The organism is Kutzneria chonburiensis (assembly GCF_028622115.1).
Classification (GTDB): domain Bacteria; phylum Actinomycetota; class Actinomycetes; order Mycobacteriales; family Pseudonocardiaceae; genus Kutzneria; species Kutzneria chonburiensis.
Genome location: NZ_CP097263.1, coordinates 9,181,295 through 9,197,986 on the forward strand (window position 1 = coordinate 9,181,295; position 16,692 = coordinate 9,197,986).

Here is a 16,692-nt window from a genome sequence, read left to right on the forward strand (position 1 = left end):
CCGAGTTCGCCTTGGCGTACTCAGCCGGCTTACCTGCGATGGCGTTGCCCTGTCCGCGCCGGTTGAGTTGTGGATTGGGTGGTGTCTCCCTGGCGAAGTTGACGCCAGGGAGACCTCTACGCGTATCAGCCGATTCGTTTGTACAGAGCGGAAATCTGGATCGGGGTTAGGGCGTAGTCCCAGACCTGGGTGGTGCTGAGGCTGCCGGGGAAGTAGTTGGCGGCGATGCCACTGGTCTGTCCCCGACCGATGGCCAGTGCTCCCGTGGTGCCGACGGGGTTGGTGTTGGTGGGCTGGCTGGTTTGCTGTTGTCCATTGACGTACAACGACATTGCGTGAGTTGACGCGTTGTACACGCCGACGAGGTGGGCCCAGGAACCGGTGGTCGGTGCTGTGTTGGAGGTAGCACGGACCAACGACCCATCGGTGGTCGGCATCGTGAGCGACCACCGGTTGGAACTCGTGTCGTACTGGAGTTCGAAGCCGGACTGCTGGGTGCCGTCCTGGCTGACGATGTCGGCGGCGTGGCTGGTGGCCGAGAGTTTTGCCCAGGCGGAGACGGTGAAGCTGCCGGTGGTGGTGAGGACCTGGCCGGCGGTGGCGGCGGCGCTGGTAGTGCCGTCGAGGTTGAGTACTTCGCTGAAGGTGTTGTCGGCTGCCCAGGCGGCAGCGCCGGTGAGGGTGGCGGGGTTGGTGCCGGCCTTCTTGTTGTTGATCAGGCTGAGGTTGGTGGCGGTGTTGGCGCTGTCAGCGCCGATGGTGGGGTCGCTGGTCGCGGCGCCGTCGTTGAGTAGCCACGTGTCACGGGCACCGAGGTAGGCGGAGGTGAGTGCGCCGAAGCCGGCGTCGGTGAGGTTGACGTGGTCGCCGCCGTCGGCGTTGGGGTCGAGCTTGGTCTCGCCGTTGGCGGTGTCGGGCACGCCGATCGCGGCGTCGGAGTCGATCGGGATGTAGGCCGGGGTTGACCAGGGCCCGTAGCCGCCGATCTGGCCGGACAGGAAGGTGTTCGTCTTTACCCGTTCCCCGTCGACGGCGGCGGTGCAGGCGTCGTTGGGGTTGCCGCCATCGCCGGCATATCCGTCACAGGGGGTCAAGCCCATGGCCACCACGTTGATGTTGTTGCGCAACAGATATCTGATCAGCGGGTTGAGGCCCTCATCTTCCAGACCGGTCGCGGTATGTCCGAAGAGGATGTCCTCCAGACCCTGGTTGAGCACTACGGTGTTGATACCGGGCTGGTCGAGGACGTCACGATCGATCCGGGACAGCAGCGCGGGGCCGCTGCCGTTGGCTTCGGGGTAGTCGGCCATGATCTGGTTGGATTCGATGCCGGCTTCCAGGGTGCCGTAGGCGGCCTGGGTTGTGGACTCGACCGCGGTGAGCTGGCCGGCGAGGTTTGTGGACGCGGAGGGCTGCCTACCGGTTTGGGCCTGGTCGATGTAGCCGTCGCCGAGGATGAGCTGGGTTGGGGTGCCGATGGTGGCCACGTCGACGCCGGTGACCACGTTGGTGGAGCGGCCGCCGGGCCCGTTCTGTGTGAACGGAGTGCCGGTGGTGTCGGCGGTCTGGTCGCCGGTGCCGTTGAGGGTCACGTACTGATAGCCGCTGTCGTTGGTGTCGGTATGCGTGACGATGAACGGCACCGAGTTGCTGACCTGGAAGGACACCAGTAGATATCGGCCGGCCGGCACCGCCAGATCAATCGGATCGGAGTAGGCCATGCCGCCCTCGGGGAGAGTCACGCTGGCCGAGCCGCCGAAGGTCAACGGCTTGGGCGCGGCGGCCGGCACCGGCGATGGTGAGCCGTTGCCGGAGTCGAGTGCCACGGTGGCGTGGTCGACCTGGAGTTTGGTGATGCCCAGCGCGTTGTCGAACTTGACGCGCACGGTGTTGCCCGACAACGAGGGCTTGACCGCGTCGCGGAAGGTGACGTTGGAGAAGGTCGAGCCGTAGTTGAACACGCCTTCGGTCGGGGCGGACCAGGCGCCGGTCCAGGTCTTGCCGGCCGGGGCGTTGTCGGTGGTGGTGTTGCGGGTGGACATGCCGAAGATGTGCAGCGCCTGGGTGCCGTCCGCGGTGGTGCTGACGTCGGGCAGCGTGACGGAGTCGATCTGCTTGCCCGGCTGGACTGGAACCGAGAACGGGAAGATCTTCGGTTGCTTGGTGTCCTGACTGCCGTCGAGGTAGTCGCGGTGCGGAAGTGTGACCGCCGCCAGTGACGCAGGACCGAACACCCAGTCGGGCGCGGTCAAGGAGTAGGTCTGCTGGGTGCCGTCGTGATAGTTGATGGTGCCGGTCGGCGCGCACCAGGCCGCCGGGTCGGTGGAATCGAAGCAGTAGCTGCTGGCGATCGCGGTGCCGGCGGGAACGAACGGAGTCGTGTCGTTGTGGTTGACGTCGCCTGGTGTCGAGGACTGGGAGGCGTGCGTCGCGGTGACGAGGAATTCCAGCGCGCTCGTGCCGGTGGCTGACACCTGGGCGTTGTAGGCGATGGTCTGGTTGGCGGCGAGGACGTTGTCGGGTGCGCCGGTGCCGAACTGCGGCAGGGTGAATGTCGCCCCGTTCACGGTCAGCTTGCCGCCGGGGTTCCAGCCGACGGCCTTGAGGTCGTCGGAGGAGAACGAGGCCAGGCCATCGGCGGTGCCGACCGGCCGCAGGCCGCTGTCCGGCATGCTCGCGGTGTTGTTGAAGCAGGCGGCAAGTGACGCGCATTGCGTGTTCGGGTTCTTGCCGGCGACGAAGGAGTAGCTCTGGTAGCCGGACACGTTGCCGGCCGGGTCAGCGGCGTAGCCGTACAGCGTGTGTGGCCCGGGGTACTTCGGGGTGACGGCCTGGGTGGCGGAGCTGTAGGTCTCTGCGATCTCGGATGAGCTCAGAGCAGTCTGGTATGCCTGCACATAGGAAATCGATCCGTTGAAGGAGGCAGTCATGGCGTCACCGAAGAAGGTGCCGCCGATCAAGAACGGCCCGGCCGCCGGGATCACGGTCGTCACGGTCTTTTGCGAGACCGGCTTGCCGTTGACGTAGAGACTGATCTGTTTGGCCGCGGCATCGTAGACGCCGGTTACCTGAGTCCACAGGCCGGCCTGCTGGACGCTGTTGTCTACATAGGTCCACTGATAGTTGTCACCGCTGCCGTCCACTGTGGGCATGCCGAAGATCCACGCCTTGACATCAGGCGAGTAGCGGATCTGGAATCCTGATGTGTGCGTGGCCCGCTGGCTGGCGACTGCGGAGAAGGCGTTGAGGTCTTTGAGTTTTGCCCACGCTGACACGGTGAAGCTGTTCTGTGTGTTGAGGATTGGCCCGTTGGTTGCGGCGTAGCTGTTGCCGTTGTTGAACGTCACCGCCGGGGTGTCGTCAGTGGCCGCAGTCCATGCGGTGCTCCCGTTGAGGGTGGCCGGATGGTTCCCGACACTCGAATCGGACAGTGTGGTCCCGTTGCCGTCGATGGTGCGCCACAGGCCGGCCGGCGCCACGGTTTTGCCGGCGTAGACCTGGGCGATGTCGGTGGCGCTGAGGGCCGCCTGGTAAGCCTGGACGTCACTGATCGAACCGCTGAGGAAACCGCCCTGAACGGAGTTCCACTGTGCCCTGCCGATACTGAACACGCCATCAGCGGCGTAGGGCGTGTTGTCGGTGCCGGTGCCCTGGGCCTGTCCGTTGACATACAGGGTCATTTTGGCGGTGGCGTTGTCATAGACGGCGGCTAGATGCGTCCATACACCGGGTTGAGCCGGGCCGGTCGACTCTGCTCGGATGGTCGGGCCGGCGGCGGAGTCCGTGCCCAGTCGGGAGAACGACCACTTGTTGTCGGACATGATGTGCTCAAGGAGGAAGCCGCTGGCGTACACACTGTCCTGACCGAGCACCGAGCCGCCGGTATCGTTGGCGGCCAGGTTCACCCAGGCCGACACGGTGAAGCTGCCATCGGTCTTGACCACCGGCGCGGCAGTGGACGCGTAACCGTTGGTCCCGTTGAAGGTCACGACCTTGCCACGTGTCGGGTCAGTGGTCCACGTGGCACCGCCGGCCAGCGTGGCGGGGGCGCCCCCGGCCGCATTGGCTGCGGACTGTCCACTGCCGTCCGACAATTGCCACCGCCCGGCAGGTGCAATGTCCGCGCCACCGTTGAAGGACAAGGTGCTGCTCGCAGGCGGGTTGCTGGTCGGTGGCGCCTGATCGAGCCCGTCGACCAGTTTGGACACGTTGCCACCGGTCGAGGCGACCGTGAACCGGCCGGGCGAGCCGGTGAGCGCGCCAACCTTGCCCCCGCTTGGATAGAGGCCATCGGTGGACGTGATCGAAGGAGCTGAGGGCGCAGTGGGTTCGGCGATGAAATGACAGACTGGAGACCAGCCGCTCGTGTCCTGGCCGTCGGTGACCTGCGCCTGCCAGTCCACGACCTGCCCATTGGACAATGACGTGGTGAACGACGCCGGAAGGTGCATGCCGGCGACCGCGCCGGAGGCGAGATTGTCCTCGCTGGTTCCGGTGTTCGCGTTGGAGCTGCCATCCACCCAGTACTTGAAGGTGGCCTGCAAGTGGTCGCCATCGGGGTCGGTGATGTTCGCGGACAACACTGGCGTGTTGGTGACGATCGTCTTGCCCATGTAGGGATACGGCGTGGTCGTGGCGCAGCCGGCGTTGTCCGAGCCGGAAAACGCCGACATCTGGTTCGCGCCGGGTGTGTTGGGCGCGCGGTTGAAGTAGATCTGCAGGGTCGGACTGATGCTCAGTCGCGAGAAGCCTGCGGTGCTTCGAGTTCGCTCGGCGTCATCTTCGGCGATGGCGAACGTGATCTGGCCGGCGTGCGCGGCTGCGGACTGGGCGATCGCCCCGGTGACGTTGAATCCGAACGGAATCGAGCCGGGCCCGCCACACCAGCCGATGGGGCCAACCGTCTGCTGGTCGAGCGAGCCGCCGTAGCCCGGCTGGTTGCTCCACGCGGTACCCGAGCCGATGCTACCGGCCACGTGCAGGTTGTACGTGGAACTGTTACAGGAAGCCGAATAGACCTTGGTCGCGAGGACGCTGGCGCCGTGCTGGTTGCCGACGTTGCCGATGTGCGCGCCCCAGATGACCGACGGCAGTTGCCACTGGTAGTACGTCCGCATCGTGCCGAAGCAGGAATCCCAGCCGTTGACGCCGACACCGAGTCCGATATCGCCCCGCAGCGTGTTGTAGTACGACGTGTTGGTGCAGGGCGCCCCTTGCTTCACCTCGTCATAAGCCGGAGTGGACATGTTGTCGGTCGGGTTGTGCCAGCTGAACGACGGGTCGATGTAGACCGGGAACACCGTGGACTTGTCGGCGAGTAGGCGCTTGTCCGGGACGAGCGTCAGGTCCGAGTCTCCGGGCCGGGCCTGGATCGGCGCGCTGCGCGCGGCGAGTCCGGCGTGCGCGGCATCGGAGGCATCGGGGTGCACCTGTATTCCTGCCGGCGTCCGCGGCGCGTTCTTGCCCTGCGGTGGGGTCACCGTGGTGGTCGAGTCCCACATGAACGGCGTGCCTGCGGTGAGGGTGTTGCCGCCATCCGAGCCGATGACCGTGACGCCGCCGTGCGGTCCGGCTTCGGCATGGCCATTGGCGACGGTGGTCGGGAGTTTGAGGCTGGCCAGCGCGGGATTCGCCGCCGCCTGGGCGTTCTTGACGACCAGCACCTCGGAGAAGCCGCCGGTGGTCGTGGCCGACGCGACCAGGTCGACATCGGGCAATACGTTGGCGTACGTGGCGGTGGTGCCGTTGACCGTCGGTGCCGGCAGCGGTGTCGGCCAGGACAGCGAGTACGTTGTATGTCCAGAGGTCGTTGTCACCAACGGCCCTTCGCCGCCCGGGGACAGGGTGACGGTGCCGTAAGCGGTTGCCACGGGGGTGAATCGACCGCTCGCCCCTCGATGGAGCGTGGTGTCGATGGGCACCCAGACGTCGTTCTGTTTGGTGCGTACGGGCTGCGGGTTGGCGGTGAGTTCGAAGCCGCCCTTGGGCTGCGCGACGACCTGCTGCGTCTCGCTGGTCAAGCTGTCCACGGTGATCGCTTGGCCACCGGTGCGAGCCTGTGCCGCGGCCGCCGTCAGCGCGGCGTTCTCGGCGGCCGTGGCGCCATAGCCGTCCTTGATGGGCTGCAGCCCTGCTGGACCCGCCGGAGACTTCGGCACAGGTCCCGGTTGCGGGACCAATGGCCCGGCGGCGGCCACCGCGGTCACTGGCATCGCAAGACCAGCCACGGTCATGACGGCTACGGCCAAACAGACCACTGTTCTCGTCCGAATCGCCTTACGACGCGCAGGGCTGTTCCCGTGCACGACGCCCCCTTAATTCGTTGTGCAAATCCGCTCAACACCGCGTTGTGACACACGGCATCGAAATTGCAAGCGAAAACGGGACACGACCGCAATGTGATCTGCATCACGTAATGCCGGCGTTAGCTGTGGACGATGATGCAGGTCAAGAGCGTCCAGATTGTCTGTTATGTGTTAATTATCCTATATATCTGATTAAGAAAACAACCCGATTGCACCAATGGCGCTCGATCAAGCAATACGGACAGTGAGTGTGCAGAAATGCTGGGAACTTGTACTTCCGCGGCGTGACTTCGGCTGCTAGCTTGCTGGGTTGTTTGAGCTTTTTGTTTGGCCAGGGTGCAAGGGGGAGGGCGCTGTGGCTTCGTTGAAGTTCGCTCTGCGCAAATTCCATGGTCGAGTCGCCACGGCTGCCGTGGCGGTGGTCGTGAGCGTCGCGCTCGTGCCGGCCATCGCCAGTCCGGCCGTTGCGAGCAGCGGCGATCCGGCGCCGTTTCACCCGAACGACAAGTCCATCCCCGTGCACGAGGTGGCCGGCCACTACGCGGCGCCGCCGCGGATGCCGGAGTGGCAGCCGACCGCACCCAGTTGGCCGTCAGGTAGCGCCGATGTCACGTTGAGCGGGACGTCAATGGCTGCTGTTCGCGCCGGTTCCCTGCCCGTGCGCCTGGCGAAGGCCGATGCCGGCGACGCGGCGCCGGCGGCCAAGGTCGAAGTCGGCAGCAGGCAGACGGCGGATGCGGCTGGCGTGCACGGCGTCGTCTTCTCGGTGCAGCGCACGGATTCCGGCGCCACGCCGAGCAAGGTGCACGTCAACGTCGACTACGGTGCCTTCCGCGACGCCTACGGCGGGGACTGGTCCTCCAGACTCCGACTCGTGCAGCTGCCGGCATGCGCGCTGATTACGCCGTCCAAGGCGGAATGCCGTAGGGAGACTCCGGTCTCCTCGACAAATGATGTCAAGGCCAGCACGGTAGGCGGCGATGTCAGCCTGCCGTCAAACGTGCGGTCCGCCAAGACGGCTCAGGTTGTGCTGGCCGCGGACGCGTCACCATCCGGCAGTGGCGGCGACTACGGCGCGACCTCGCTGAAGGCGTCCGGGGCGTGGCAGGCAGGCGGCTCGGCCGATGCCTTCACCTGGTCCTACCCCATCCCGGTGCCCAGCGTGCCCGGCAACCTCACGCCGAAGATCGGGCTGAGCTACAACTCCCAGTCCGTGGACGGTCGGACGTCCTCGTCGAACAACCAGGCCTCGTGGATCGGCGACGGTTGGGAGTACTCGCCGGGCTACATCGAGCGCTCATACCAGAGTTGCTACCAGAACCCTGCCGGCGCGACCAAGACCGGGGACAACTGCTGGTCGGACAACAACGTCCTGTCCCTGTCGCTCAACGGCAGCTCCGCCACTTTGATCAAGGACGACGCCACCGGCGTCTACAAGGCGCAGAACGACCCGAACGAAAAGGTCGAGTACAAGGCCGGCGCGAGCAACGGCGCGCAGGGCGGCGAGTACTTCACGGTCACCACCGCCGACGGCACCCAGTACGTGTTCGGCCTCAACCATCTGCCCGGTGTCACCCCGGACGACCCGAAAAGCACGGCGACCAACTCGGTGTGGACCGAGCCCGTGTACGCCACGACCAGCGGCCAACCCTGTTACAACGCGAACTTCTCAGCGTCGCACTGCATGCAGGCGTACCGGTGGAACCTCGACTACGTCAAGGACACCCACAACGACGTCGTCTCCTTCTTCTACAACACCGAGTCCAACAACTACGCCGCGGACCTGGCTGACCAGGCCAACAGCAGCTACATCCGCGGCGGTTACCTGACCAAGATCCAATACGGTCAGCGCGACGGCCAGGTCTACACCACGTTGCCGGCCGCGCAGGTCATGTTCACCTCGACCGGCCGCTGCAAGGGATTCACCTGCGACCCGAGCAAGGACCTCACCTCGGCGACGGCCGACAACTGGCCGGACGTGCCCTACGACCTCAACTGCGCCGCCGGCACGAGCTGCGACGTGAAGGGACCGGCGTTCTGGTCCAACTACACGTTGCAGAGCATCGAGACCGATGTCCTCGTAGGCACGACCGAGACCAAGACCGACACCTGGTCGCTCGGGCACGACTTCCCGGCCACCGGTGACTCCACGAAGCCTGCCGTGTGGTTGTCCTCCATCACCCACACCGGTCAGGACACGACGGCCGGCGGCTCAACGACTCCGATCACCCTGCCGCCGGTGACCTTCACCGGCACTCCGCTGGCTAACCGGGTCAACCTCAACACCAACTCGCCGATCACCCGCCAGCGCCTCACAACGGTGACCACCGAGACTGGTGAGGTCATCACGGTGGGGTACTCAACTCCGGGTTGCGCATCGAGCGTGCCGGCGAGTCCGGACGCCAACACGTCGCTGTGCTACCCGGCGTACTGGCTGGCTTCGCCCAGCCAGGGCACGCCCACCATGGACTGGTTCAACAAGTTCATCGTCACCGCTGTGACCGAGGACGACCCGCTGGACAATACCAGCGGCCAGAACGCCATCCGGACCACGTACACGCCCATGGGTACACCGGCGTGGACACGCAACAACAGTCCGCTCACGCCGAACGATCGCCGCACGTACGACCAGTGGCGCGGCTACCAGGGCATGGTCGTCACCAAGGGAACCAGCCCACAGACGAAGACGGCATCCACCTACTACCGTGGCATAGCGGGAGAAACGCCGCCAAAGCCGGCCGGCGTCTCGGCTGTGCGTACAGCGACTCCAAAGGCGGACGCCGAGCAGTACCAAGGGGTCACGTACGAGACAGTGACGTACAACGGCAATGACATCGTCAGCGACACCATCAATGATCCATGGACCAGTGACGCTCTTGCGACGCACGCACTGACCGGGCTGCCGTCGCAGCAAGCGTTTCTCACAGGCACGGCGGACACGAAGGTGTTCACGCCGATGACCGATGGCAGCGTTCGGGAGACCGAGACGGACAACACGCACGACAACTACGGCCGGGTCACGAAGGTCAACGACCAGGGCGATGTGTCGACGACGGCCGACGATCTGTGCACCACCACGGCGTACGACGACAACCCCGGCTTGTCGATCCTCGACAAGCCCTCGGAGGTCAGCACCGTCTCGGTGAACTGCGCCGCCACGGCGACGCTCCCTGACGACGCGGTGTCAGACATGCTCACGTTCTACGACGGGGCTCAGTCGATCACCACCCCGCCGAGTGTTGGCGATGTGTCGATGTCGCAACAGATCGCGTCTTACACCAACGGTGTCGCCGACACGCCGGTGACGCTGTCGACCACCGCAACCGATCAGTACGGCCGGCCGATCAAGTCCGTCGACGGCAACGGCAACGAGGCGACCACCGCATACACGCCCACCACCGGGGCGACACCGACCAGTCTGTCGACCATTGATGCCATGGGCCTGACGACCGGCGTGACGTTCGATCCGCTGCGGAGCCTGCCACTGGTCAAGACCGACACGGCCGGCTACAAGACGCGGCTGCAGTACGACGCGCTCGGCCGCCTGACCACCGTCTTCAAGCCCGGCATGGCCGATGCCGCCCTGAAGTACACCTACGCCGTGTCCAACACGGGTCCGTCCGTCGTGGACACCTACTCGTTGAAGTTCCGCAACGGGTACAAGCTCAGCGAGACCCTGTACGACGGGATGCTCCGAGCGAGGGAAACACAGACCGAGACCCCGAACGGGCGCCTGGTCACCGACACCGAGTACAACAACACCGGCTTGGTGTCAGTCAGCACCGCCCCGTACTTCAACGCCAGCCCGGTGTCGACCAGCTACGTGCGTGCCGCCCCCGACGTTGTGCCGTCGGCGACGGGCTTCGTCTACGACGGTGTCGGCCGCAAGACACAGGCCATCGCCAACGCGAACGGTAGCCAGACCTGGCAGACCACCTACGTCTACGACGGCAACTCCACCACCACGATCCCGCCCGCCGGCGCTCCGGCCACCACGACGATCGTGGACGCCCGCGGGCACACCACCGACCTGTTCACCTATCACAGCGGAGTGTCGCCGAACCCGGCCGATCCGCCGGCCGACTACAGCGCCACCCACTACACGTACTACCCGAACGGCAAACAGCACACGATCGTCGACGCCGCCGGCAACAGCTGGTCCTACCAATACAACGTGCGGGGTCAGCAGACGTCCGCGACCGACCCGGACGCCGGCACCAGCGTCAGCACCTATGACAACGGTGGCCGGTTGGCCACCCAGACCGACTCGCGCGGCAAGCAGATCACCTTCGCCTACGACCGCGACAGTCGCAAGATCGGCACCTTCGACACCACCAGCACCAAGACGACGTCGACCGCCAACCAGATCGCTGGCTGGACCTACGACGCCGCCAAGAAGGGGTACCCGGACAGTACGACGTCCTACTCCGGCGGCGACGTCTACACCCAGACCATCCGGGTCTACAACCAGTTCGGCACACCCGGGGCCATCACGACGACGCTCACCGGGGAGCCTACAGGGCTCGTGCCGGCCACCGGCGGTCTGACCACCGGATACAGCTTCAACTCCAATGGGTTCCCGACCGACGTGAACTACCCGGCGGTCGACGGTCTGCCCAGTGAGGACGTGCAGACCGACTACGACGACTTCGGCGAGCCGAACTACCTCAAAGCCAATGTCACGAACGGCAGCCCCGGCAACGGGGCAACGTGGCTGCTCGTCAAGGCTCTTGGGTACTCCAACTACGGCGAACCCAAGGCCTACACCCTCACCGGCGCCACCGGCGACGTCATGGTCACGGACGACTACGACCCCCAGACCCACGCGCTGACCGACGTCACCGCAACGGTGCCCTTCGCGCCAACGGTCGACCACCTCACCTACACCTACAGCGGCGCAGGAGTGTCAAAGGGTGCCGGACTCCTCACGTCCACACAGGACGTGCAGAACTCCGCTACCACCGACACCCAGTGCTTCGCCTACGACTACGCCACCCGGCTCGCCGGCGCCTGGACCGCCACCGACAACTGCTCGGTAAACCCCGTTCCGGGCAACTCCGCCACCGTGGGCGGCCCCAACCCGTACTGGCAGTCCTGGACCTACGACGCCGCCGGCAACCGTGCCACCCAAGTCGACCACAACACCACCGGCGACCAGACCAAAGACACCACAACCACCTACAACTACCCGACACAGAGCTCGGCTACCGACCAGCCCCACACCCTGTCCAACACCACCGCCACCGGCCCCAACGCCGCCGCCAACACCGCGACCTATCACTACGACACTGCCGGCAACACCACCCAGATCAGCGGCGGCCCGATCGGCGACCAATCCCTGACCTGGAACAACCAAGGCAAACTTGCCAACGACACCACCGCCACCGGCGGCAGCGCCTACGTCTACGACGCCGACGGCAACCTCATCGTCCGCCACGATCCCGGCAAGGTGACGTTCTTCTACGGCAACCAAGAACTCACCCTTGACACCACGACGCACACCGCGACTGGCTCTCGGTACTACGCGATCGGTGGCACCACCATCGCGATGCGCACCAGCAATGTCAGCAGCGGCAACCCGCAGTTCCTCGTTCCTGACCGGCAGGGCACCGACCAGCTCCTCATCAACTCCGGTACCTACCAGGTCACCCGACGGCAGTTCATGCCGTTCGGCTCCGTCCGCGGCGTTGCATCGGTCTCATGGCCCGGCAGCCTCGGCTACGTCGGCGGCACTCAAGACCCCGCCACCCAGCTGGAAAACCTTGGCGCCCGTGAATACAACCCCGCCGTCGGCCGTTTCCTGTCAGTCGACCCCGTCCTCGGAGCCAACGACCCGAATCAGCTAAACGGCTACGACTACGCCGGAAACAACCCCGTCACCGGCAGCGACCCGAGCGGCTTGTGGTGCGACGGATGCAACGACGGCAAGGGCTGGGACACGCCGAACGGATACTTCGTCGGCAAGATCGGAGATGACGGCCACCCACAGATTGACCTGACCAAGAACCCACCGGTCAGCCCGCGCCAGTGGAGCCTATTCAACGCCCTGGGCGACGAGGGCAAGCTCAAGATGCTGGACCCGATCCCGGGCTGGCATCCGGCTGAGTGCCACAGCACCGCCTGTGCCATCGTCGGCGGAATCCTGACAACCGGCATCTGCGAGTTCGCCACCGCCGGTGTCGCCACGCCGCTATGCCTCGCCGCGGGCGGCGCGGTGAGCAGCAACGTCACGGGCGACAACCCGATCATGGGCGCAGCCACAGCGGTAGCAGGTGGCGTCGTCGCCGACGCCGTCGCCCCGGTGCTCGCACCGCTTGTCAACAAACTCGCCTCCGCAGTGGCATCAAAGCTAGGTAGCGCGGCAAGGCCCGCCTTAAAGGCCCTTGGCAACCTGTTCAAGGCCGCTTGCGCGAACAGCTTTGCCGCCGACACGCAGGTGTTGATGGCCGACGGGTCATCGAAGCCGATCCAGAACGTTAAGGTCGGCGACAAAATCGCCAACGCCACTCCGAACAGCGCGGCGGTCCAGAATCATACGGTCACAGGAGTTCATGTCACCGATACCGACACAGATTTCACGAGCCTTTCCGTCGCAACCGCGGATGGACCGAAGACCATCACGGTTACCGCTCACCACCTTTTCTGGGACGGCACCAACCATAGCTGGACCAATGCCTCTGATCTCAAGCCTGGCGATGGTCTTGACGCCGCCGGCGGCGCCACCGTGCTGTCTGTATGGAGGTTCATCTCCAGTATCCGGACGTACGACCTAACGGTTGACGACCTGCATACGTACTATGTACTTGCTGGGACCACAGCAGTGCTGGTTCATAATGATGGCGAGTCCGATCCGGAGATATTCTCAAATTTGTACCCGGAAGACACTACTGGTTGGACCAGGCTTGCGGATCCTGGCCTGCTCGCGCGGCGCACTGGAAACTGGCAGTACGTGGTTCTAACCGATGGCACACTGCTAATCGGAAAGGGTGATGGTCACATTGCCCTCACTAAGGGTGCTGATGTTCGAGCCGCCGGTGAGGTTCGGGTGAAGAGTGGTAGAATAACGGAGGTAAATAACCTCTCTGGCCACTACAAACCCTACGGGTCTAATGCGGAATCCGCAGCCGTCGAGGCCTTTAACGAGGCCGGGCTTGATGCAACAGGAAAGTATGTCGAGCATGTATTCCCCCGCCCCCCGGCCTGCTGACAGTAGTGGGTGTGAAGTTATCCTGGACAAGATCGACTTCTTGCTCAAGGTTCAGGAGCTTGCTGATGGTGTAGATCAGGTTGAGCCGCTACTGGAGGACTTGGTTGATCAGATTAAAGCCGCGAGCGACTGTAGATTGAAAGTTTCCGAGCGATTTTTTGTACTAATTTCAGAAATTAACCCCTGGAGTTTGGAGATTCTGCAGTATTGCATGTACGGCCTACGATGGTCAGAAGTGTGTGATCGCGCTCGGCGTTACTTTGAAAAAGAGGAGAATGTAGGAAAGCGGCGACTGTATGAACGCCTTGTTGAGTCATTTGACGACGATTGGCCCGAGCGGGAGTTCTTTCGTCGCTACTCTGACTAGTTTCGTGAGCGCGATTAGCTAGGGGTGCTGATCCGAAAATCGACTTAAGTGGGCAGGTCAAGCGTCCGGCGCCGCGTACGGTGCCGGGCGCGTTCTGGGCATTGGGTCAGGCCGCGGGTTCGAGGGTGACCCGATAGCCCAGGGCGGTCAGCTGACTGACGTGGTTACGGATCTTGCGTTGGGTGTTGGTGTGCCGGACGAAGTAGTCCGCGCCGAGGTCCCGGTAACGGGCGTCGGGGTCGGACAACAGATGCCACATGATCACCAGGATGGAGGGGCCGACCGCGACGATGGCCTTCTTCGCGCCGCTGCGGCGGGCGATCCGACGGTAGCGCTCGCCCAGGAAGGTGTTGGTCCTGCCGGCGGCCACGGCGGCCTCGCCCAGGACCCGGGCCAGATACGGGTTGCCGTGCCCGGTGGCGCCAGAGCCTTTGTTCCGGCCGGCCGACTCCGACACCCCCGGCGCGAACTTGGCCCACGAACACAGGTGGCCCGGGGTCGGGGACCGAGTCATGTCCAGGCCGATCTCGGCGATAGCCACCTGCGCGGCGGTCCGGTCACGCCAAGGCATCACCTTTTGTCGCGAGGCTCAATCGCGGTTGAGTGGCGGCCGTATATGGTCGAGCCAGGAGAAGGAGTCGCGCGAGGCGGGGACTGCGTCGAGGGGGTATTGCCGCCAATAGGTATGCCGGGTCTCTGAATTGTCGGTGCCTTCGCCGGCCGCGGGGGCGACATTGGCGAGCGATGCCAGGAAGCATGTCGTCTAGAGTTTGGGGTCCAGCTCGATTTCGCTGGGAGCGTTCTCAGTTCGTCAGGCAGATGGCCGAGCAGGTCGCGGACGGTGGTTGCACCACCTTAGGCGACCGAGCCTCGCAACGAGAGCGCTGATCTGCGCGGCTTGTTCGTGCTCGCGGAGGGCCGGCAGTTCGTGGTTGGCGAGGATCGCAACTACTGCTACACCAAGGAAGTGGCTCGGTTTCAGCGGTTGAAGGCGGTGCAGCGCCGTGCCGCGAGGGGCGGCGAGGATTATCACGTGGAATTGATGCCTGATGTTGGAAGGAGCGTCTGTGGCGGTCTGCACTCGGGCCGCCTTGGTGACGGCGTTGTATGACGGGCTGAGCCCTTACGGGATCAGCAAAGTGACACCAGCTCCGGCGAGAAGGAACGGGTCGAAGGCCATGTCGGTCTTCTCGTCGGCTGCATGAAGGACACGAAGGGGCAGCAGCACGATCGCGGCGAGAAACCAGCTCGCCACCATCCCGGTCGAGAACGGGCCCCAACCCGATTGTCCAAGGACGGCACCAACTACTCCCGCAAGCTTGATATCGCCGCCGCCAACGCCCTGCCGATTGCCGAAGATCCAGTACAACACGCCCACGAAGATCGCGAAGATGGCCATGCCGGCGATACTGCGGACGAGGGACCAGGGCTCGCAACTCACTGCCGCGTCGACGGCGACAAAGCCGATGACTACTGGATAGGCCGGCAGCACAAGCCAGTTCGGCAGCCGCCGCTGGCGGAGATCCAGCACCGTCAACGGAAGCCCGGCCGCTGCAAGCCAGCTCGGCGCTAGGACCGCGAGGTCGGTGGAGAACTTCCACGCCAGCAGCGCGAACATGCCGGCCGTCGCAGTCCGTCCAGGTGATCAGGTGCCACCGATGATGACAGAGTTCAGGCTCACGACGCCGCACGACGACGTGCGGGATCAGACCAGCGCATGCTCCCATCGCGGCTCATCCGAGCGCGAACACCAGTTGCGGCATTCCTTGACCGCCCTACCACAAGTTGACCATGCGGATGCGCACCAATCCAGGTGAAGTACATCCCCGGCGACCGTACTTGGCCCCTTCGGTCCGGGATCGGCTGACTTGCCGATATGAAACCGTCTTTCTGCTTGCTCGAGCACCGCACCACTACTTCAACGGGATGCCTTGGACCCCGTTCATCGCGGTGACGTGTGGTGCATTTCTGCTCGCCCTTATCGGGGTGGGCATGTGGCCGTCGGGCCGATGGAGATCCCGCTCCGGGCGATCCGGGCCGGTTGTCGGCCGGGCGGGATGGTGCTGGACCCGTTCAGCGGCACCGCCACCACCGGGTTGGCCGCGCGGCAGCTCGGCCGGTCCTACATCGGCATCGACCTCAACCCGCGCTTCCACGATCTGGCCGTCGCAGAACTGGCCAAGCCGAGGCGGTCGTGAACGCGGTGGTGGAGTTCGCGCCGCTGACCATCCGTGAGGCTCTCGCGTTGCCGACGGTCGTGGATCTCGTGACCGCCGCTCGTGCGTTGGGGCTGGGGCGGACGACCGCCTACGCGCTAGCCCGAGACGGTGCGTTCCCCTGTCGAGTGATGCGGGTTGGCGCCGTCTACCGAGTGCCAACCGCGGACCTACTGGCCGTGTTGGGACTGCACCCCGCCTGCACATAGGCGAGTAATTCTCGTGTCAGCCGGATCGGTGAAACCGTTGCGCTCGGGCCGAATCCGGCCTGTCTCGTGCTGGCCCGAGCAGTGCCATCGGCGCGAGCATGGCACCTATGACGACACGATCGAAGGCGGTGCGAGGGCAATGACCAAGCGCGTCCTCCGAATCGGTGGGTTTCCACCGGCGCGAGGCTGGTGCCCATGACCTCCCGCGCGAAGGCGACAATCGGGGCCGGCAGCACCGCCGTGGGAGCAGGTTCGACCTACAGGCGCTGCTCCTGCCGAGACCCCGAAACCAAGAAGAGCCTCGGCGCGTCCTGCCCGCAGTTGAAGCACCGCAGCCATGGCGGATGGTTCTTCCGCATCGAACTGCCACCCGACGCCGACGGCAACC

8 protein-coding genes are annotated in these 16,692 nt (G+C 64.8%); 5 read left to right on the forward strand and 3 right to left on the reverse strand.

What is annotated here, in order from left to right; all coding sequences use genetic code 11:
• Positions 1-125 precede the first annotated feature (125 nt).
• Positions 126-6,158 (reverse strand): LamG-like jellyroll fold domain-containing protein, encoded by a 6,033-nt coding sequence (locus M3Q35_RS42670; protein ID WP_273938281.1) that lies wholly within the window; start codon positions 6,156-6,158, stop codon positions 126-128.
• Positions 6,159-6,660: 502 nt separating this feature from the next.
• Between M3Q35_RS42670 and M3Q35_RS42675 the strand changes: the two genes are divergently transcribed.
• A complete protein-coding gene (locus M3Q35_RS42675) occupies positions 6,661-13,512 on the forward strand; it encodes an RHS repeat-associated core domain-containing protein (protein WP_273938282.1) in 6,852 nt (2,283 codons plus the stop codon).
• 40 nt (positions 13,513-13,552) lie between these two features.
• A complete protein-coding gene (locus M3Q35_RS42680; protein WP_273938283.1) occupies positions 13,553-13,879 on the forward strand; it encodes a hypothetical protein in 327 nt (108 codons plus the stop codon).
• Between the two features lie 106 nt (positions 13,880-13,985).
• Here the strand turns inward: M3Q35_RS42680 and M3Q35_RS42685 are convergent, their stop codons facing one another.
• Positions 13,986-14,450, reverse strand: a complete 465-nt coding sequence (locus tag M3Q35_RS42685; RefSeq protein ID WP_273938284.1) for a transposase — start codon at positions 14,448-14,450, stop codon at positions 13,986-13,988.
• A gap of 327 nt (positions 14,451-14,777) precedes the next feature.
• Between M3Q35_RS42685 and M3Q35_RS42690 the strand changes: the two genes are divergently transcribed.
• Positions 14,778-14,990, forward strand: a complete 213-nt coding sequence (locus tag M3Q35_RS42690) for a hypothetical protein (RefSeq protein ID WP_273938285.1) — start codon at positions 14,778-14,780, stop codon at positions 14,988-14,990.
• Between the two features lie 12 nt (positions 14,991-15,002).
• Here M3Q35_RS42690 and M3Q35_RS42695 read toward each other — a convergent pair whose 3' ends face one another.
• Positions 15,003-15,497 carry a prepilin peptidase gene (locus tag M3Q35_RS42695; protein ID WP_273938286.1) on the reverse strand — a complete coding sequence of 165 codons (495 nt, stop codon included), beginning with the start codon at positions 15,495-15,497 and terminating at the stop codon, positions 15,003-15,005.
• Positions 15,498-15,810: 313 nt separating this feature from the next.
• On the opposite strand from M3Q35_RS42695, the gene M3Q35_RS42700 reads away from it, so the two are divergent.
• Positions 15,811-16,077, forward strand: a complete 267-nt coding sequence (locus tag M3Q35_RS42700) for a site-specific DNA-methyltransferase (protein WP_337960527.1) — start codon at positions 15,811-15,813, stop codon at positions 16,075-16,077.
• Between the two features lie 68 nt (positions 16,078-16,145).
• Positions 16,146-16,304 carry a helix-turn-helix domain-containing protein gene (locus M3Q35_RS42705; RefSeq protein ID WP_273944690.1) on the forward strand — a complete coding sequence of 53 codons (159 nt, stop codon included), beginning with the start codon at positions 16,146-16,148 and terminating at the stop codon, positions 16,302-16,304.
• Positions 16,305-16,692 lie beyond the last annotated feature (388 nt).

Excerpts from the sequence above, each read along its gene's own strand:
- M3Q35_RS42685 (WP_273938284.1), bottom strand. The coding sequence starts at position 14,450 with ATGCCTTGGCGTGACCGGACCGCCGCGCAGGTGGCTATCGCCGAGATC.
- M3Q35_RS42695 (WP_273938286.1), bottom strand. The coding sequence starts at position 15,497 with ATGTTCGCGCTGCTGGCGTGGAAGTTCTCCACCGACCTCGCGGTCCTA.